Origin of the sequence: Macrococcus brunensis, assembly GCF_004359615.1 — a bacterium.
In the GTDB taxonomy this organism is placed as follows: Bacteria; Bacillota; Bacilli; order Staphylococcales; family Staphylococcaceae; genus Macrococcus; species Macrococcus brunensis.
This window is the reverse complement of the sequence record NZ_SCWA01000006.1, coordinates 48,503-68,106: the sequence shown is the minus strand read 5'-3', so window position 1 is coordinate 68,106 and position 19,604 is coordinate 48,503. Positions and strand designations below refer to the sequence as shown.

Genomic DNA, 19,604 nt, shown 5'->3' with positions numbered 1-19,604 from the left:
GGTTGGAGAACATGTCTTTATTCGAACAGTCCTATATTAAAGGCACAGTCACTCGTCTTCTTTTTCAGAATGCTGACAACTACTATACCGTGCTGAAAGTAGAAGTGCTGGAATCGAATGAAGACTTTGATGACGAAGCCACGGTAATCGGCTATTTACCACAGATAGCTGAAGGAGATACCTATACTTTCACAGGCAAGATCGTCACGCACGCCAAATATGGCAAGCAGTTATCTGCTGAAAAGTTTGAGAAAGATATGCCGCAGACAAGAGACGGGATCATCCATTATTTATCGAGCGATCTGTTTAAAGGCATCGGAAAGAAACTCGCACAGCAGATTGTTGATACGCTCGGGGAAGATGCGCTGACTAAGATCATGCATGATAAAGAAGTGCTGAAGCAGGTGCCGAAACTATCAACAGATAAGCAGGAAATGATTTATCAGACGGTCAGTGAAAACCAGGCGATTGAGAAGACGATGATTCAATTGAACGAGTGGGGCTTCGGTCCGCAGCTTGCGATGAAAATCTTTCAGTTCTATAAAGAAGAAACGCTGAAAGTCATTGAAAAATCTCCTTATCAGCTTGTAATGGATATACAGGGTATCGGTTTCACGAAGGCAGATGAACTGGCGAAGAAACTGGGCATTGCAGGCAGTCACCCTGAACGGCTGCGTGCCGCACTTGTCTATACGCTTGAGCAGGCATGTCTGCAGAATGGACACACTTACGTAGAGGATCAGGCACTCTTAGAAGCAGCGTACAATATACTGACTGCATCAGGAGAAGACGTTGATTCCGGCTTACTCGTCAATAAGTTAACAGAGCTCAGTGAAGAGAAAATAGTCGTGAGTGACGACAATCGCATCTATATGCCGAGTCTTTTCTTTGCGGAAGTGAAGACCGTACAGGTGCTGCATCGTCTGCAGCAGACTGAAGATAAGATCAAACAGTTTGAAAAATCAGAAGTGCTGCTCGCGATCGGTGAATTAGAAGAGCAGTTCGATGTGACTTATGCAGAAAAGCAGCGCGAGGCACTGGAGACGGCGATGAGTCACAAGATGATGATACTTTCTGGCGGCCCTGGTACAGGAAAAACGACTGTCATACGCGGTATCGTCAATTTATATGCCGAATTGCACGGCCTTAGTCTCGATTATAAGGACTATGAGGGGACAGACTTCCCTGTCGCTGTTGCAGCGCCGACAGGACGTGCATCTAAACGACTGTCAGAATCCACCGGACTTGAAGCAACGACTATTCACCGGCTGATCGGCTGGACGCGTGAAAATAAACCGGATGATATCCTGGAAAATGACATCTCAGCGAAGCTGGTCATTATTGATGAGATGTCTATGGTTGATACGTGGCTGATGTTTCAGCTGATGCGCGCTGTACCGAATGACTGTCAGATCATCTTTGTCGGCGACCAGGACCAGCTGCCGTCAGTAGGACCGGGCCAGGTTTTTCGTGACTTGATTGATTCTAAAATCATGCCGCAGGTTGAACTTGCAGAAGTCTATCGTCAGCAGGAAGGCTCATCTATTATAGAACTGGCGCATCAGATCAAAAAGAATCAGACTTTTGATATTTCAGCGCGTTATAATGACCGTTCTTTTATACCTTGTACTACAGACCAGATTCCCTCTGTCATCAACCAGGTAGTATCAAGAGCGGTGGATAAAGGCTATGACATGCGGGATATACAAGTGCTGGCACCGATTTACAAAGGAAAAGCTGGTATCAAATTTTTAAATAAAGAACTGCAGCAGATTTTAAACCCGAAAGAAGGTGACAAACGGGAACTGGAGTTCGGCGATGTTATCTACCGTGACGGTGATAAAGTACTGCAGCTGGTCAACCGGCCGGAAGACAATGTCTTTAATGGTGATATCGGCGAAGTAGTGGGGATTTTTATGGCGGCAGAAAATGCGCTGAACAAAGATGTGATCATTGTAGACTATGACGGCAACGAAGTGACCTACACGAAGCAGGACCTGACTGAGCTGACACACGCATACTGCTGTTCCATCCACAAGGCGCAGGGTTCAGAATTTCCGATTGTGATCATGCCGGTCGTCAAAGCCTATTACCGCATGCTGCAGAAAAATATCCTTTATACAGGACTGACGCGTGCGAAACAATCCCTTATTCTTTGCGGGGAACGGCAGGCTTTTGATGACGGGATAAAGCGCATGGGTCTCGAACGCATGACCTCCTTCGCTCAGCATTTGCGTGATTACTTCGGCGATGAGGAGGAGACCGCCGATATACCGGTCGGTGAACTGACAGAAGAGAATATGCATCTGATTTCACCGATGATCAATATGGACGGGATTTCTCCTTATGACTATGAAACAGTTGACGCGTGACGCTGAAATTCATATAATTTAATTATTCAGTATAGGATGAGTAGGAGTGACGCTGAACAAGAGAGACATGCCGGCTGGTGAGAGGCATGCAGCTAGCTCTGAACGCTGCTTATACAGTGCAAACGAATAGAACTATGAGTGATGACTTGGTCATAACTAGGGTGGTACCGCGAACACGTTCGTCCCTTTTTGAGGGATGGGCGTGTATTTTTATTTTAAGGGAGAGATTGGATGAAACGTTTAACAGCAGCAGAAATCAGACAGATGTATTTAGACTTTTTTGTAGAAAAAGGACATATGATAGAACCTTCAGCACCACTAGTACCGATTGATGACGATACACTTCTCTGGATCAACTCGGGCGTAGCGACACTGAAGAAATATTTTGACGGCAGGGTGATTCCGGCAAACCCTAGAATCACGAATGCACAGAAATCAATCCGTACTAACGATATTGAAAACGTCGGCTTCACAGCCCGTCATCATACTTTCTTTGAAATGCTCGGTAACTTCTCTATCGGCGACTATTTCAAAAAAGAAGCAGTGGCATTCGCATGGGAATTTCTGACGAGTGAAAAATGGATGGCGATCGAACCGGAAAAACTGTATGTGACGATTCATCCGGAAGATACAGAAGCTTATGATATCTGGGTCAACGATATCGGACTGACAGACGACCGTATCACACGTATAGAGGGTAACTTCTGGGACATCGGTGAAGGGCCATCTGGACCGAACACAGAGATTTTCTATGACCGCGGCGAAGCCTACGGTCAGGATGATCCTGCTGAAGAGATGTATCCAGGCGGTGAGAATGAACGATACTTGGAAATCTGGAACTTAGTATTCTCAGAATTCAATCATAATCCAGACCATACTTATTCACCGCTGCCTAAGCAGAATATTGATACAGGTATGGGACTTGAACGTATGGCCAGTGTATCGCAGAACGTTCGTACTAACTTTGATACAGATTTATTCCTGCCGATCATTCAGGAAACAGAGCGCATGTCAGGGCAGACATATGGTGCAGATAAAGATCAGGACGTTGCTTTCAAAGTAATCGCTGACCATATCCGTACAGTCGCTTTTGCAATTGGTGACGGGGCGCTGCCATCGAATGAAGGACGCGGCTATGTCCTTCGTCGTCTCCTTCGCCGTGCCGTTCGTTTTGCTCAGAAACTGAACATCAATGAGCCGTTTATGTACAAACTTGTGGATATTGTAGCTGCAATTATGAAAGCTTACTATCCATCAGTTGAAGAACAGAAAGACTTTATCAAACGTGTCATTAAATCTGAAGAAGACCGTTTCCATGAAACATTAGAAGAAGGTTTAGTCCATTTCAACCGCCTGAAAGAGACAGCGGATGGTGAACTGAAAGGGGAAGATGTCTTCAAATTGTACGATACATTCGGTTTCCCGGTCGAACTGACAGAAGAACTTGCTGAAGAGAATGGTCTGAAAGTAGACCATGCAGGTTTTGAAAAATCAATGGAAGAACAGCGTACACGTGCACGTGAATCCCGTCAGAAAACACAGAGTATGCAGGTGCAGAATGAAACACTTTCTAACATCAAGACGCCAAGCACATTTGTTGGCTACGATACACTGGAAACGACGACTGAGATAGAAGATATGCTTGTTGACGGTGTGCTTGTCGATACAGCAGAGAGCGGTGACGTTGTTCAGTTTGTCTTACGTGAGACACCTTTTTATGCAGTGAGTGGTGGACAGATTGCAGATACTGGACTTGTCAGCCATGACGACTTTGAAATCGCAGTGACAGAAGTCATCAAAGCGCCGAATGGTCAGAATCTGCATACAGGAACAGTGAAATTTGGACGTGTCCACCGCGGCGCGACAGTCCTGGCGAATGTGAATCCTGAATTCCGTAACCATATCATTAAAAACCATAGTGCGACCCACTTAATGCATGCAGCTCTGAAACAGGTACTCGGTACACATGTCAACCAGGCAGGTTCTTTAGTAACACCAGAACGATTGCGTTTTGACTTCTCGCACTTCGGCCCTGTGACACAGGACGAACTGAAGCAGGTAGAGGCAATCGTCAACCAGAAAATCTGGGCGAATATCCAAGTTGTCATTGAACAGATGCCGATTGCACAGGCAAAAGAAAAAGGGGCGATGGCCCTGTTCGGTGAGAAATACGGTGACGTTGTACGTGTCGTCGAAATGAGTGAATTCTCTATCGAGCTGTGCGGGGGTGTTCACGTCCGTAACACTTCTGAAATCGGCTTATTCAAGATTGTTTCTGAGTCAGGAACGGGTGCAGGTGTCAGACGTATAGAAGCGGTGACAGGTCAGGCGGCATTTGAATTCTTGTCTAACTTTGAAGAAATGGCTGATCAGCTCGTCGCGACATTGAAAGTGAAGAATGCTGGACAGCTTGAAGCGAAAGTAGAAGAACTCGTTCAGACAGAGAAACAGCTGACGAAGGAACTTGCAGATACGAAACGTGAACTGTCTAACTTAAAAGTCGGTGATATCACAGCGCTTACTGAAGACTTAAATGGCATTCAGGCTTTAGCGATGGAAGTTGATGCAGCAGATGCGAAAGAATTACGTGATATGATGGATGACTATAAATCTAAGTTACCGGATACAGTGATCTTCCTGATTGCGAAGTCTGATAAACTCAGCTATATGGCGACTGTGTCCAAGTCTTTAACTGACCGCGTCAAAGCAGGTGACCTGATTAAAGGCGTTGCAGGTGTAACAGGCGGTAAAGGCGGCGGACGCCCTGATTCTGCTCAAGGTGGGTCAAATGATCTATCTAAAGTGACAGAAGCATTACAGTTTGTTAAAGAACACATTAAATCGCTATAATTTATCAAGCGTTTGATATATGATACAATGTGTACAAATGTAATGTTAAGGGGTGTAACTCAGTGGAAAACTTTGATAAGACGATGAAATTCGACATTGAAGAACTACCGAAAGAAGAAGTACGTACCGTCCTTCTGAATGTCTATCATACATTGGAAGAAAGAGGATACAGCCCGATCAATCAAATTGTCGGCTACCTCTTATCAGGTGATCCAGCCTATATTCCAAGACATAATGAGGCGCGTAACCAAATCAGAAGACTAGATAGAGATGACATCATGGAGCAGTTAGTGAAGCATTATATCGAGTCAGAAACAGAGTCACATGAATAAGGCGATAGGTCTCGATGTAGGTTCCAAAACGGTCGGTATTGCATTAAGTGATGCTATGGGATGGACAGCACAGGGACTGGAAACATTACGTATCAATGAAGATGAAGGTATTTTTGGTATCGATAGACTGAAAGAAATTATTGAAGAGCATCAAGTATCAGTGGCAGTCGTCGGTTTACCGAAGAATATGAATAATTCAATTGGACCCCGTGGTGAAGCTTCTATTCAGTATAGTGAGTTGCTGAAAGAAGCTTGTCCACATCTTGAAATAGTGATGTGGGACGAACGATTGTCGACAGTTGGCGCTGAACGTACTTTACTTGAAGCAGATGTGTCCCGTAAGAAGCGAAAAGCTGTTATTGACAAGATGGCAGCAGTCTTTATCCTGCAAGGCTATCTTAATTCTAAATCATAAAGGAGAATGACCATGACTGAATTTAATAAAGAAAACGAAGAAGTACAAGAAACATTAGATATCAACAACGAGGAAGAGCTTTTAACTTTATACGATGAAGACAACAATGAAGTTCTTTACCGTAAAGTTTTAGAATTCTACAATCCTCAGTTTGATAAGAACTATGTCATTTTAGCTGAAGAAGGCGCTTCAGACGATGATGAAGAAATCGAACTGATTCCAATGATTAACGTGCCGAATGAAGATGGAGATGGCGGCCGTTTCTTACCAGTGGAGACAGATGAAGAGTGGGACATGATTGAAGAAATCGTCAACACTGAAATCGATGAGGAAAATTTCTAAGGATAAGGTGACCCTATGAGTAAGCGAAATAAAGAGATACGTGATACGGCATCCGTATCCAGATTCGCTTCAGCGATCATCATTGGACTTTTCCTTTTAGGAATTATTATTGCTGGTATTGCTGGACTGTTTTATTTTACATCCAGCCAGAAACCGTTAGATCCAGATAACAAAGCAGTGACTAAAGTAGAAATACTGCCTGGCGAATCCGCAACAGCAATTGGTGAGAAACTAGAAGCAAATCATATTATCAAGAACAGCACAATGTTTAAATATTATCTGAAATTCAATAACATCTCTGACTTTAAAGCAGGGAAATATGAACTCTCTCCTTCTATGACGTTTGAACAGATTTCTAAAAGTCTGCAAAAAGGTGAGGTCTATCTGCCTGTCTTATTCAAGATCAGTTTTCCAGAAGGTATTACATTAGATGAAATCGGTAAAATTGTTGAGAAAAATACTTCAATTAAAGCAGCTGATTTCACTAAACAGATTGACGATCCTGCATTCGTCAAAAAAATGCAGAAGAAACACCCTAAATTGATTACAAAAGACGTCTTTAATAAAGAGATTAAGCATCCACTTGAAGGCTACCTTTTCCCGGCGACATATGATTTCACTGAAAAGAATCCGACAGTAGAGCAGATTGTAGACAAAATGCTGACTGCAACGCAAGATAATGCACTTCCGTTATGGGATAAATACGGTGGTGTCTTAATCAATGAAGCAGGTCAGGAAAAGCGCATGAGTTTCCATGAGTTCCTGACATTCAGTTCATTGATTGAACGTGAAGCTTCGGGGCTGACAGACCGTGCGAAAATTGCGTCAGTATTCATCAACCGTATGGAAGAGAATCCTGAAATGCCACTTCAGACTGATCCGACTGTTCTATATGCTCTCGGTCGTCATAAAGATGTGACATATGAGCAGGATACAAAAGTAGATGACCCTTATAACACTTATCAGAATGTCGGTCTGCCGCCAGGACCTATCGCGGCAAGCGGAACTGAGTCAATGGAAAGTGCGTTGAATCCAGCTAAAACGGATTACTTGTATTTCCTTGCTGATAAGAACGGTAAAAACTACTTTGCTAAGACACTTGAAGAACATAATGCGAATAAAGCGAAATACATTGGTTTTTAATTTTTAACTTAATAAAACCACTGAAATGTGCTACAATAATTTGAATGACTTATGAACTCTACCAGCCTTCGGGTTGGTAGTTTTTCTGTTAAAGGATTGAATATAATGAACAATAGAGAATACATCACAGAGCTGAACACGTTGAGCCCATTAGATACACTTCGCGAATATGCTGAAGAGAACGCTGTGCCAATTATGGATAAGGTCGCGCTTGAAATGGTCAAGCAGCTGATCAGAATTCATCAGTCAGAAAGTATACTGGAAATCGGTACGGCCATCGGATACAGCGGAATGCATTTCGCTTCGATCCATGACCATATGCATGTGACGACAATAGAACGTAATCCTGAGATGTATGACTTAGCTGTCCAGAACGTTAGACGCTTTAACTATGAGGAGCAAATCAGACTGATCTTTGCAGACGCTGCTGAAGCATTTGAAAAAGTAAACGACCGGGAATATGATATATTGTTTATCGATGCAGCGAAAGCCCAGTCGAAGAAGTTCTTTGAGCTCTATAGCCCGCTCGTTAAAAAAGGCGGACTGATTATTACAGACAATATTCTTTATCACGATTTTGTCGGTAACATTGAAATTGTCCGCAGCCGTAATGTCAAACAGATGGTCAGAAAAATAGAGAAATACAATGACTGGCTAAAAGAACAATCAGACTATACGACGAATTTTATAGATTTAGGAGATGGCATGAGCATCTCTATAAAGGAGAGGTAATATGACTGAATTATTAGTAACACCGACGTCGCTTGATCATATAGAAGAACTGATCGAAGCAGGAGCCGATGCTTTTGTGATTGGTGAGGCACAGTTTGGGCTCCGTTTAGCAGGAGAATTTAATCGCGATGCCCTCGTACAGGCCATCGATATGCTTCATGCGGCAGATAAAAAAGCTTATGTTGCAGTAAACGGACTTTTTCATAATGAGCATCTAGATGCTGTAGAAGACTATATCAACTGGCTGCATGAAGTAAGACCGGATCGCATCATCTTTGGTGATCCTGCTGTTGTCATGTATGTGAAAGAACAGGAAAATCCGATTCCCCTGCACTGGAACCAAGAAACACTTGTAACGAATCAGTTTCAATGTAATTACTGGGGAGAGCGCGGCGCAGCACGTGCCGTCCTTGCCCGTGAGCTCAGTATGGAGGAAGTCATCGAAATCAAGGAAAATACAGATGTTGAGATAGAGGTACAGGTTCATGGTATGACATGTATGTTCCAGTCGAAACGTCAGCTGCTCGGCAATTATTTCCTTTACATGGATAAAGCGATGAAAATTGAGAATCGTCAGGATGCCAAAAATATGCTGCTCTATGACGAAGAACGTAACAATAAATATCCAATTTATGAAGATTACAATGGGACACATATTATGAGTCCAAATGATATCTGTGTGATCGAGGAGATGGAGGAACTGTTTGAAGCAGAGATTGACAGCTTTAAAATAGATGGTGTCCTGCATTCAGCTGATTACATCACAGAAGTGACAAGACAATACCGTAAAGCCATTGACCTATTTCTTGAAGACCCGGATCTGTATGACGACGAAAAATTCGATATGATGGAAGCGATTGAAGATATCCAGCCGGAACACCGACCACTTGATCAAGGCTTCCTCTATAAACAAACTGTATATTAAGGGATGATAGTATGACTAAAACAATATTAAAAAAACCGGAACTTTTAGCGCCTGCCGGCAATCTTGAAAAACTGAAGATTGCTGTTCATTACGGTGCTGATGCTGTTTTTCTGGGTGGTCAGGAATACGGTCTCCGTTCAAATGCTGACAATTTTACTATGGAAGAGATTAAAGAAGGTGTCGAATTTGCAAATAAATACGGCGCTAAAATCTATGTGACAACAAACATCATTGCGCATGATGAAAATATAGACGGACTGGATGACTATCTGCGTCAGCTTGAAGCAACAGGTGCAACGGGTATCATAGTAGCAGATCCGCTTATCATTGAAACGTGTAAACGAGTAGCACCGAAGCTTGAAATTCATTTAAGTACACAGCAGTCACTTTCAAACTGGAAGGCCGTCGAGTACTGGAAGAATGAAGGATTAGAACGTGTCGTTCTCGCACGTGAGACGGGCGCAGAAGAAATGCGTCTGATGAAAGAGAAAGTCGATATTGAAATTGAGGCATTCGTACACGGTGCAATGTGTATCGCTTATTCAGGACGTTGTACATTAAGTAACCATATGACTGCGCGTGACTCTAACCGCGGAGGCTGCTGTCAGAGCTGCCGCTGGGATTATGACTTACTTTCTGTAGACAACGATGAACTGGATGTGGTCTATGAAGGCGAAGACGTGACACCATTTGCGATGAGTCCGAAAGACTTGAAACTGATTGAATCAATTCCAAGCATGATTGATATCGGCATTGACTCACTGAAGATTGAAGGACGTATGAAATCAATCCATTATATTGCGACTGTTGTTTCTGTCTATCGTAAAGTCATCGATGCTTACTGTGCAGATCCAGAAAACTTCAAAATCGACCCTGAGTGGATTGTTGAACTTGGTAAGTGTGCCAACCGTGATACAGCACCTGCGTTCTTCGAAGGCGTACCTGGGTACGAGGAGCAGATGTTCGGCCATGAGCAATCCAAGAAAACACCTTTTGATTTCTGTGGATTAGTGTTAGACTATGATGAAAAGACCCAGATGGCAACGATTCAGCAGCGTAATAATTTCAAACCGGGAATGGAAATCGAATTCTTTGGTCCTGAAATCGGCACCTTTAAGCAGGAGATTTCAGCTATCTACGATGAAGAAGGGACTTCTCTTGATGCTGCGCGTCATCCACTGCAACTCGTACAGATTAAAGTGGACCATCCGGTATACAAAAACAATATGATGCGGAAGGAAATGGCTTGATGACTACTATCATTGGAATTGCAGGTGGTTCGGGGTCGGGTAAGACCTCTGTAACCTCTAAAATATTAAAGAACCTGGAAGGCTTCAGCGTTGCTTTAATAGAACAGGATTACTATTATAAAGATCAGTCTCACCTCAGTTTTGACGAGAGACTGACAACCAATTATGATCATCCATTTGCTTTTGATAATGATTTACTCATTCAGAACTTGACTGATCTTCGAGACGGTAAGATTGTCAAAGTGCCGACATATGATTATACAATTCATACAAGAAGCGAGAAAACGATTACATTTGAACCAAAAGATGTTATTATAGTAGAAGGAATTTTCGCACTGGAAAATGAACAGCTGCGTGATTTGATGGACGTTAAAATATTTGTAGATACCGATGCAGATCTTCGCATTCTGCGAAGAATGATGAGAGATATAGAAGAGCGTGGCCGGACGATGGAATCTGTTATCGAACAGTATTTGACAGTCGTACGTCCGATGCACAATCAGTTTATAGAACCTACAAAGAAATATGCCGATATCATTATTCCGGAAGGTGGCAGCAATCATGTTGCCATTGATATCATGACGACAAAAATTCAATCATTGATTAGAAACTAAGAACGTAGAAAGAAGGAACAGCAATGGAAATCCAAAAAGAATATCCAATGACTCAAGAAGGTTATAACAAGCTTGAAGAAGAACTCGAACACTTAAAGACGGTTAAACGTCCTGAAGTCGTAGAAAAAATTAAAGTCGCACGCAGCTTCGGTGACTTATCAGAGAACTCTGAGTACGATGCAGCGAAAGACGAGCAGGGCTTTGTAGAGCAGGAAATCGTTAAAATTGAAATGATGCTGCGTCATGCTAAAATCATTTCAGGTGACGGTTCTAAATCAGAAGTACAGATCGGCCGTACAGTGAAATTCGTTGAAGTACCAGACGGCGACGAAGAATCTTATATGATTGTCGGTTCTGCTGAAGCAGACCCGTTCGAAGGTAAGATTTCAAATGAATCACCGATCGCTAAGTCACTGATCGGTAAAAAAGTGAATGACGAAGTAAACGTACCTTTACCAAACGGTAATGAAATGCGTGTTAAAATCGTCGAAATCAGCTAAAATTCAAGTAGATTCTTTAGGAATCTACTTTTTATTTGAGGAGGAAAAACATGCTTGGAATTATAGGTGCAATGCAGGAAGAAGTCGAAATCCTGAAAAATGATATAGAGAATCTCGAAGTGAAAAAACATGCGCATGTCGAAGTCTATACAGGCAACCTGTATGGCTATGACGTTGTACTCATGCAGAGTGGCATCGGTAAAGTGAATGCCGCTTTAACGACAGTACTTCTGATTGAACATTACCAGCCGGAAGCGATTATCAATACAGGTTCTGCAGGAGGACTCGGTCAAGGTCTCAGCGTCGGTGACATCGTTATCAGCCGTGAAGTTCTGCATCACGATGTAGATGCAACAGAATTTGGTTACGTACTCGGTCAGGTCCCAGGCATGCCGAAGACTTATCAGGCAGACGACAAGCTGATGGCATTAACAGAAGAAGCGATACAAAAGAATGACCTGCAGGCTCACATCGGTCTGATTGTTTCAGGGGATAGCTTCATCGGTTCATTAGAAAAGAAAGAGAAAATCATTGAGAACTTCCCTCAAGTACTCGCAGTTGAAATGGAAGCAGCTGCAGTAGCACAGGTCGCATATCAGTACCAGACACCATTTATCATCACGCGTGCCGTCTCGGATTTAGCGAACGGAGAAGCGGGAATGACATTTGAGGAGTTCCTGAAAGTCGCTTGCGTATCGTCCAGTAAAATTGTAAAATCATTAATAGAGACATTTGCTGCTACAAAGTAGTTAGGAGGCGTTGACATGATCTTCATCATGGCATTATCAGTGATTGCAACTGCAATCATCGGCTTCATCATTTACAGTGAAACAGAAGTCGAGTACGGCGACAAAGAAATCATCGAATAGCATAGACCCCAGTTCCAAGTGAATTGGGGTTTTATTATGGTAAAAACAAGGTATGAACTATAATGAGGTGAAAACAGTGAGTATACTGAAAAAATATTTAATGCCAAGTCAATATGTCAAAAGTGTATTTGAAATCAAGGCGGAAGATTTAAAAGCCCGGGGCGTTAAAGCGATTATCACAGACCTGGATAATACATTAGTCGGCTGGGATGTGGAACTCGCGACAGAAGAAGTGAGCGCATGGTTCAATCAGATGGCAGAAGCCGGTGTTAAAATCACGATTGTCTCCAATAATAATGAAACACGTGTTGCTGCTTTTGCGACACCCTTAAAAGTAGACTATATTTTCAATGCCAGAAAACCGATGGGGCAGGCGTTCAAGAAAGCGACAAAAGCGATGGCAGTGACGCCTGATGAAACAGTGGTGATCGGCGACCAGATGATGACAGATGTGCTGGCAGCGAATTCAAATGGATTTTATTCTATTATGGTGGTGCCGGTCAAATCGAATGATGAATGGAAGACGAGAGTCAATCGTATGATGGAGAGACGTTTCCTCGCTTATTTTAAACGAAAAGGATATATCAACTGGCAAGAATAGACCATGACAAAGTCATGGTCTTTTTGCATTTATTTACATATTGTTCATGCTATAATAGAAGTAAGCATGGAATGGAGGGATTTTATGCGTTATTTCTTAATCGGGCTTATCATCCTGATTATACTTGCAGTGATTCTCTACATTGTTTTATCTCGTTTCTATGATTATTTCTCATTCAAAAGTGAAGTGAACGATGAAAAGCGTATGACGAGGCGCCGGCAGTATGAAGAAGAACTGGAGCTCATCAGACTCGAAGAAGAGCGTGATCGTCTTATTCATGCCATTCACATTAGAAGCAGACATTTTCAGTCACAGCAGGAAATCAGGCAGCTGACCGAAGAATTGGAGGAAGTTAATGAACTCATCAAGCACATCGAAAGTGAAGACCGTTAGACCAGCAAAAAAGCCCGTCAACCGTAAATCATTACTTTTGACGACTATTATTGGTATGTTAGTGCTTTTAGGTGCCATCATTCTATTTATGTGTATCGAAAAAGTGCCCCAAGGTTATCAGGCCGTCATCTACTCTGTAACGGGTGTTAAAGATCAGACTAAACCAGCCGGCTGGCATATTATTTCGCCGCTGGACAAGGCTGTACATTATCCAATTCGTACACAGACGAAGGAATATCAAAATCTGAACGTGGCAACGTCAGATGGTAAGAATCTGGATATGGATATCAGCATTAACTATCATGTTGATCCGACTAAAGTTGTTAAGATTTTCAATAAGTTTGGTAATGCAGATATAGAAGGGCTGGAAAACGGCTTCCTGCGTACCCGTGTTCTCGATGGTCTTCGCCAATCTGTCGCAAAATACTCTGTTATAGAGACATTTGGTGTTAAAACGAGTGAGATCAAGAAGTCGACTTTAGAAGAACTGCAGAATAAACTGACCGATCAAGGCTTTATCATTGAGGATATCGCTATCTCAAGTCCGAAAGCAGATGCGGCGACCCAGGCTGCGATTGATGAACGTGTGAAAGCGAACCAGGAACTGGAACGTGCGAAGACTGACCGCGCGATTGCAGAGCAGAATGCGGCGAAGAAGAAGATTGAAGCAAAAGGTCAGGCAGAAGCCAATGAAATCCTGGATAAATCGCTGACAGATAAAATTATTAAAAAACAGATGATTGATAAATGGGATGGTAAGCAGCCAATTACAGTTGGCGGCGAAGGTGTCATTGTAGATGTCAACAAATAGGACTGCATGTGCAGTCCTATTTTTATGTTAATATAAGAAAAAAAGGAGAGGAGCTTTATGAAAGCAAGGCAGGCAGAACTGAAAGATCTGGATAAAATAGTTGAAATATATAACTCAACAATAGCAAGCCGCATGGTGACAGCGGATATCGAGCCTGTGACAGTAAACAGCCGGCTGGACTGGTTTCATGCCCATCATGACGGCAAACCATTGCTCGTCATTGAACATGAGAACAATCTAGTTGGCTGGATGAGCTTCAGTACATTTTACGCGCGGCCAGCTTATAATCAGACTGTAGAAATAAGCATCTATATAGATGAGAATTACCGTGGTCAGGGAATCGGCCGGTACGCGTTGGATGAATTGAAAAGACAAGCAGCAGAGCTGGATTATAAAACACTGCTCGCATTTATCTTCAGTCATAATACGCCGTCTATAAGACTATTCGAGAAAAATGGTTTCACGACATACGGTCAGCTGCCGGATGTCGCATGGATGGATGATAAAGCTTACTCTCTGACCATACTCGGTTATCAAATAAACCTTTATTCATAAATGCGCGTTTTAACGTATTGTCTTCTCTTATATTCGCGCCAAATCGTGAGAATGGATAGAATGATAGCTAATAAGATAGTAAGAGGCCAAAAAATTGAAAAGTTGAAATAAAGGATAAATACCGCAGTCATAACATATATAACGATGGCACCGATATGATAGTAAGTACTTATCCATGTCCATTTAATGATTGTTTCAGCCGGATAAGTTCGATAAGGATTTTCTTCATTTTGTGAATTGGTGTAGAGCTGTGTTATAGAATCCACTAAAATAGTCAAAGCCATAATCGATAACGGGATAAAGAAAAAGTTATCAGCGCTTAAACCGTCAGTCAATGATTTAACAGCAACTGACATCATAAACAAAGTGTAAATAACTAAAATAATTAATCTGATAAAATGTCTTGTCATCTCATCACCTCTATAGCTTTTATTTCTATTATAATCTCTTGTCAATAAGAAGCAATCTGTAATATTTTAGAAGTCACTATTTTGTCATTTAGTCAAGTTATCATCTTTTATTTAAGGGTACTGATAACTGTATGTTATTTTATAGGAGGTTTTAAATATGGTATATGATTTTAAAGACCACGGCAAACAACCTGTAGTTGAAAATATTGAGGGTATGACACTTGAAAATGAAAATTTCCGTACGACTATCTGGACAGGAGATAAACTCCAGGTCACATTAATGACGATTCAACCTGGCGATGATATCGGTCTTGAAGTTCATCATGGTATTGAACAGTTTTTAAGAGTTGAGCAGGGTCAAGGTTTATGTCAGATGGGTCCTAGCGAAGACAACCTGAACTTTGAGCGTGAAGTGAAGGCAGATGATGTCATTATCGTTCCAGCTGATACTTGGCATAATGTAACGAATAAAGGTGACGAACCGATTAAACTTTATTCTATTTATGCAGGACCTGACCATGAACCGGGCACTGTCCACAAAACACATGAAGATGCTGAAAACGATCCAAATGAACAGTAATTTCTAGACAGACTTAAAAGTCTGTCTTTTTATTTTATATTTGAGGTTATATTGCCAAAGTCTGGGTATTGATTAAGAAAACAAAAAGGAGCTGTGGATATGACTATTGATAATAATGTACTCTACAAATATTTAGACAGTATTTCCAAAGAAGGACGCTTTGATTCTGTAAATAACGATTATGATGAAGCAGAACTGGATTATTTATTCGACGAAGGTTTAGTGGAAGGTAATAAAGCCGACTTCCAGTTAAATGGGGCTTATAGTATTGAAGAGATGAAAGATCTTAAACTGACGCAGCAAGGCCAGGCGATGCTTGAAAAACTTGAGAACAGATGGTAATTTTTCGGACTTTAAAAAAAGTCCGTTTTTTGTTGCATTTATTTTTTGATTGTGCTATTATAGATAAAGTGTTCTTCAGAATTATATATATGCGGATGTAGTTAAATGTTATAATACCAGCCTTCCTGGTTGGAGTCATTGGTTCAATTCCAGTCATCCGCTTACCGTCCCGGGTTCCTGGGACTTTTTTTATGTCATTTTTTTGATTCAAATAGAAATGTGCTAAAATAGGGATGGATAAACATAACTTTAGGAGGAAACATATTTGTCTAATGAATTAAGATGTATCGGCTGTGGGGCTGTTCTTCAGAGTGAAGATCCGAATCAGGCTGGTTATGTTCCGAAATCTAGTTTAAATAAAGAAGATGTCATCTGTAAGCGTTGCTTCAGATTGAAACATTATAATGAAATACAAGATGTCAATATGTCGAGTGACGACTTTCTGACGATGCTGAATGCGTTAAGTGATCGCGAAGGTATTATTGTCAATGTCATTGATGTGTTTGACTTTCAGGGATCGTGGATCAGTGGTTTAAAACGAATTGTCGGGCAAAAGAAAGTCATTCTGGCAGCGAACAAGATTGACTTACTGCCTAAGCTGATCAATAAAAACCGTGTAGAGAACTGGATTAAGCATCTGGCGAAAGAACTCGGGATGAAGCCGGAAGCGGTGGTTTTGATTTCTGCAGAGAAGAACCTGGGCATTGATGAACTGCTTGAAGTGATTGAAACAGAACGCAGTGGTCAGGACGTCTATATTGTTGGTACGACCAATGTCGGTAAATCAACGCTCATCAATAAGCTGATTGAACGCAGTATCGGTGAGAAAAATGTCATCACCACTTCGCATTTTCCGGGTACGACGCTTGATTTAATCGATATTCCTTTAGGTGATGGAACGTTTATGTACGACACACCAGGTATTATACAGTCTCATCAGATGACGCATTATGTCACTGAAGACGAACTGAAGGTTATCATGCCGAAAGAAGAAATCAAGCCACGTAACTTCCAGCTGAACGAAGGACAGACACTATTCCTCGGCGGATTAGTCCGAGTCGATTATATCTCGGGGGGAAGACGCAGCTTGAACTGTTTTGTTTCCAACCGTCTGAATATTCACCGTACGAAGACTATAAATGCTGTAGACTTGTGGCACCGTCAGATTGGTGAGCTACTGACACCGCCAGGAAATAAGGAATTTGATTTTAGTACGCTTAAAAGACATACATTATCAGTCAAAGGGCAGAAGCAGGATATCATTATATCAGGACTCGGTTTTATCACTGTAGAAGAAGGCGCAGTTATTGAAGTCTATGCCCCTAAACAAGTGGATGTTTATTTAAGACCGAGCATTCTTTAGACATGACGATGAATTTTGCCGTCATCGGTCACCCAATCAGCCATTCATTATCACCAGCCATGCATCATGCTAATTTCAAGTCTCTTGGACTTGATTATTCCTATATTGCACTGGATATCAATCCGAACCATTTTCATCATATCCGTGATATTATGGCAGAGCGAGAAATTGACGGCTTCAATGTGACGATTCCTTTTAAGACAGCTATTATCGACTATCTGGATGAAGTAGATGACCTTGCTTTGAAGATGGGGGCAGTCAACACTGTCAAGATAGTTGAAGGTAAGTGGACAGGCTACAATACAGACGCAACTGGGTTTATTGAAAGTCTGCCGCCTAAGGAATACAGCCATGTGCTGTTAATCGGCGCAGGAGGTGCCAGTAGGGCGATTGCACAAGGGTTCGCCGCTAAAGGTGCTGATGTGACAGTCGCTAATCGCAGCCCTGAACGTCTGGCTGACTGGCCATTTGAAGTTCATAAGATTACGCTCGATGACATTGAGCGTTTTGCGGATAGAGCGGATTTACTGATCAATACAACACCGGTCGGCATGACGGGATTTGAGGATGAGATGCTTTATGACTTCAAATCGGTTCATCCGGATGCGGTTGTTGCAGATATCATCTATACACCGAGCATGACCCCTTTTCTAAAGCTTGCTGACCGTCTGGGGCTGACCACTGTTAATGGTCTTGGTATGTTTATCAACCAGGGTGCGCAAAGTTTTGAAATCTGGACAGGTCTAAAAGCAGATAGAACTGCTATGACCGAATGTGTTAAAAATTATTTATAGGAGGAACGATATGTTAACAGGCAAACAAAAACGTTATTTACGCGGAGAAGCACATCATCTTGATCCGATCTTCCAGATCGGTAAAGGCGGCGTCAATGAAAATTTAATTGAACAACTGAATGAGGTACTTGAGAAGAGAGAATTGATTAAAGTCAGTATTCTTCAGAACAATGATGATGAAAAAGATGAACTGGCTGAAGAGGTTGCACGTCGCGTGCACGGTGACCTTGTGCAGTTAATCGGTTCGACGATTATTCTCTATAAGCCTTCTAAAAATCATAAGAAAATTGAACTGCCTCGATGATTATTCTGTATGGCGGAACGTTTGATCCTCTGCATGTCGGTCATTTAGTTGTAGCGAATGAAGTATACGATGCCTTCAGACCAGACCGTTTTATTTTCATGCCGGCAGCGCAGAGCCCGCTAAAATCACGCCATGCTGTAGCAACAGATAAAGAGAGAGTGAAGATGCTGGAACTAGGTATCGCTGAACTGGGGTTTGGCGAAGTGTCAACATTTGAGCTGGAGCGTAAAGGCCAGAGCTACACTTATGATACCGTTAAATATCTGTTTGAAACCGACCTTGATATCTATGTCGTTATCGGTAGTGACCAGTATGAACAGTTGAACAACTGGTACCGCATAGATGAACTGCATCAAATGTGCAGGTTTTTAATCGTCAATCGCTCAGTCGAGTATCAGCAGGTTGAACAGGCCATGAGCTTCCATATTCCGCGGATTGATGTCAGCTCTACAGAGATCAGAACACGTCTTGCTGCGGGTAAGACAGTGAAATTCTGGCTCACTGAAGACATTGAAACGTATGTGCGAAAGGAACGTATTTATGAAGAAGAAAAAAGCGATTAAAATTGTTGAAGAGAAACTGCCTAAAAAACGTTTCGAACATTCACTACGAGTGGCAGAGACGGCAGTTAAAATGGCTGAAATTTTTGGCGGTGATGCTGAACGTGTTGAAATTGCAGGCATTCTACATGACTATGCTAAATACGATGGACTTTCAAAGCTTTATCAGAAAGTGACAAAGTATGAGCTTGATAATGCACTTTTAGCTTATAACTCTGAGATTTTGCATGGACCGGTCGGTGCAGCGATTATGAAACATGAATTCGGTGTGGATGATGAAGAGATTTATCTGGCTATCTATCATCACACGACTGGTCGCAACCAGATGACACTCAGTGAAAAAATTATTTTTGTTGCGGATTATATAGAACCGGGACGAACACAACCAGGCGTTGAGGAGATCAGAACGATCGTTTTTGAGGAACAGAAACTTGATAAAGCCATCTATGAAATCTCTAAACGGACGGTCTTATACTTAGTAGAGCAGGATCATGTGATCTATCCGCTGACGATAGACTGTCTGAATTACTATAACCTTGAAAAATAA

Annotated in this window: 24 protein-coding genes and 1 tRNA gene; 24 read left to right on the top strand and 1 reads right to left on the bottom strand. The window is 42.0% G+C overall.

Translation table 11 applies throughout. The features are described from left to right. Positions 1-2 precede the first annotated feature (2 nt). The 16 genes from recD2 (at position 3) to ERX27_RS04550 (ending at position 14,704) form a co-directional block, all read left to right on the top strand. On the top strand, positions 3-2,372 hold the full coding sequence (gene recD2, locus ERX27_RS04625; protein WP_133431664.1) for an SF1B family DNA helicase RecD2: 2,370 nt from the start codon (positions 3-5) through the stop codon (positions 2,370-2,372). 231 nt (positions 2,373-2,603) lie between these two features. Then, complete coding sequence (gene alaS, locus ERX27_RS04620; protein ID WP_133431663.1) at positions 2,604-5,222, top strand: alanine--tRNA ligase; 2,619 nt, start codon at positions 2,604-2,606, stop codon at positions 5,220-5,222. A 62-nt stretch (positions 5,223-5,284) separates the two neighbouring features. Next, on the top strand, positions 5,285-5,554 hold the full coding sequence (locus ERX27_RS04615) for an IreB family regulatory phosphoprotein (protein WP_133431662.1): 270 nt from the start codon (positions 5,285-5,287) through the stop codon (positions 5,552-5,554). Next, positions 5,547-5,969: a Holliday junction resolvase RuvX gene (gene ruvX, locus ERX27_RS04610; RefSeq protein ID WP_133431661.1), complete on the top strand. Its 423-nt coding sequence runs from the start codon at positions 5,547-5,549 to the stop codon at positions 5,967-5,969. The genes ERX27_RS04615 and ruvX overlap by 8 nt, the downstream gene beginning before the upstream one ends. A gap of 12 nt (positions 5,970-5,981) precedes the next feature. After that, positions 5,982-6,311 (top strand): DUF1292 domain-containing protein, encoded by a 330-nt coding sequence (locus tag ERX27_RS04605; RefSeq protein WP_133431660.1) that lies wholly within the window; start codon positions 5,982-5,984, stop codon positions 6,309-6,311. A 15-nt stretch (positions 6,312-6,326) separates the two neighbouring features. After that, positions 6,327-7,454 (top strand): endolytic transglycosylase MltG, encoded by a 1,128-nt coding sequence (gene mltG, locus ERX27_RS04600; protein WP_133431659.1) that lies wholly within the window; start codon positions 6,327-6,329, stop codon positions 7,452-7,454. A gap of 105 nt (positions 7,455-7,559) precedes the next feature. After that, on the top strand, positions 7,560-8,186 hold the full coding sequence (locus ERX27_RS04595; RefSeq protein WP_424960609.1) for an O-methyltransferase: 627 nt from the start codon (positions 7,560-7,562) through the stop codon (positions 8,184-8,186). Position 8,187: 1 nt separating this feature from the next. After that, complete coding sequence (locus ERX27_RS04590; protein WP_133431658.1) at positions 8,188-9,111, top strand: peptidase U32 family protein; 924 nt, start codon at positions 8,188-8,190, stop codon at positions 9,109-9,111. Positions 9,112-9,122: 11 nt separating this feature from the next. Continuing rightward, positions 9,123-10,361, top strand: coding sequence for a peptidase U32 family protein (locus tag ERX27_RS04585; protein WP_133431657.1), 1,239 nt, complete (start codon positions 9,123-9,125; stop codon positions 10,359-10,361). After that, a complete protein-coding gene (gene udk, locus ERX27_RS04580) occupies positions 10,361-10,975 on the top strand; it encodes a uridine kinase (RefSeq protein WP_133431656.1) in 615 nt (204 codons plus the stop codon). The genes ERX27_RS04585 and udk overlap by 1 nt, the downstream gene beginning before the upstream one ends. A gap of 23 nt (positions 10,976-10,998) precedes the next feature. Continuing rightward, positions 10,999-11,475, top strand: coding sequence for a transcription elongation factor GreA (greA, locus tag ERX27_RS04575; RefSeq protein ID WP_133431655.1), 477 nt, complete (start codon positions 10,999-11,001; stop codon positions 11,473-11,475). Positions 11,476-11,525: 50 nt separating this feature from the next. Continuing rightward, positions 11,526-12,224: a 5'-methylthioadenosine/S-adenosylhomocysteine nucleosidase gene (mtnN, locus tag ERX27_RS04570; protein WP_133431654.1), complete on the top strand. Its 699-nt coding sequence runs from the start codon at positions 11,526-11,528 to the stop codon at positions 12,222-12,224. A gap of 196 nt (positions 12,225-12,420) precedes the next feature. After that, positions 12,421-12,945, top strand: a complete 525-nt coding sequence (locus tag ERX27_RS04565) for a YqeG family HAD IIIA-type phosphatase (RefSeq protein WP_133431653.1) — start codon at positions 12,421-12,423, stop codon at positions 12,943-12,945. A gap of 84 nt (positions 12,946-13,029) precedes the next feature. Further along, on the top strand, positions 13,030-13,338 hold the full coding sequence (locus tag ERX27_RS04560) for a hypothetical protein (RefSeq protein WP_133431652.1): 309 nt from the start codon (positions 13,030-13,032) through the stop codon (positions 13,336-13,338). Then, positions 13,301-14,149 (top strand): prohibitin family protein, encoded by an 849-nt coding sequence (locus tag ERX27_RS04555; protein ID WP_133431651.1) that lies wholly within the window; start codon positions 13,301-13,303, stop codon positions 14,147-14,149. The genes ERX27_RS04560 and ERX27_RS04555 overlap by 38 nt, the downstream gene beginning before the upstream one ends. 57 nt (positions 14,150-14,206) lie before the next feature. Beyond that, on the top strand, positions 14,207-14,704 hold the full coding sequence (locus tag ERX27_RS04550) for a GNAT family N-acetyltransferase (protein WP_133431650.1): 498 nt from the start codon (positions 14,207-14,209) through the stop codon (positions 14,702-14,704). Here the strand turns inward: ERX27_RS04550 and ERX27_RS04545 are convergent. Further along, entirely contained in the window at positions 14,695-15,114 is a 420-nt protein-coding gene (locus tag ERX27_RS04545; protein ID WP_133431649.1) for a hypothetical protein, read from the bottom strand. The genes ERX27_RS04550 and ERX27_RS04545 overlap by 10 nt on opposite strands. 157 nt (positions 15,115-15,271) lie before the next feature. Between ERX27_RS04545 and ERX27_RS04540 the strand changes: the two genes are divergently transcribed. The 8 genes from ERX27_RS04540 to yqeK all read left to right on the top strand — a co-directional run bounded on the left by ERX27_RS04540 (position 15,272) and on the right by yqeK (position 19,604). Beyond that, complete coding sequence (locus ERX27_RS04540) at positions 15,272-15,694, top strand: cupin domain-containing protein (RefSeq protein ID WP_133431648.1); 423 nt, start codon at positions 15,272-15,274, stop codon at positions 15,692-15,694. Between the two features lie 99 nt (positions 15,695-15,793). Next, positions 15,794-16,036: a hypothetical protein gene (locus ERX27_RS04535; protein WP_133431647.1), complete on the top strand. Its 243-nt coding sequence runs from the start codon at positions 15,794-15,796 to the stop codon at positions 16,034-16,036. Positions 16,037-16,127: 91 nt separating this feature from the next. Next, positions 16,128-16,198 (top strand) — tRNA-Gly (locus ERX27_RS04530). Between the two features lie 103 nt (positions 16,199-16,301). Beyond that, positions 16,302-17,399 (top strand): ribosome biogenesis GTPase YqeH, encoded by a 1,098-nt coding sequence (yqeH, locus tag ERX27_RS04525; RefSeq protein ID WP_133431646.1) that lies wholly within the window; start codon positions 16,302-16,304, stop codon positions 17,397-17,399. A gap of 8 nt (positions 17,400-17,407) precedes the next feature. Continuing rightward, positions 17,408-18,193, top strand: a complete 786-nt coding sequence (aroE, locus tag ERX27_RS04520) for a shikimate dehydrogenase (RefSeq protein WP_133431704.1) — start codon at positions 17,408-17,410, stop codon at positions 18,191-18,193. A 10-nt stretch (positions 18,194-18,203) separates the two neighbouring features. Further along, positions 18,204-18,497 carry a ribosome assembly RNA-binding protein YhbY gene (gene yhbY, locus ERX27_RS04515; RefSeq protein ID WP_133431645.1) on the top strand — a complete coding sequence of 98 codons (294 nt, stop codon included), beginning with the start codon at positions 18,204-18,206 and terminating at the stop codon, positions 18,495-18,497. Continuing rightward, positions 18,494-19,060, top strand: coding sequence for a nicotinate-nucleotide adenylyltransferase (gene nadD, locus ERX27_RS04510; protein WP_133431644.1), 567 nt, complete (start codon positions 18,494-18,496; stop codon positions 19,058-19,060). The genes yhbY and nadD overlap by 4 nt, the downstream gene beginning before the upstream one ends. After that, complete coding sequence (gene yqeK / locus ERX27_RS04505; RefSeq protein WP_133431643.1) at positions 19,038-19,604, top strand: bis(5'-nucleosyl)-tetraphosphatase (symmetrical) YqeK; 567 nt, start codon at positions 19,038-19,040, stop codon at positions 19,602-19,604. Before nadD ends, yqeK begins: the two co-directional genes overlap by 23 nt.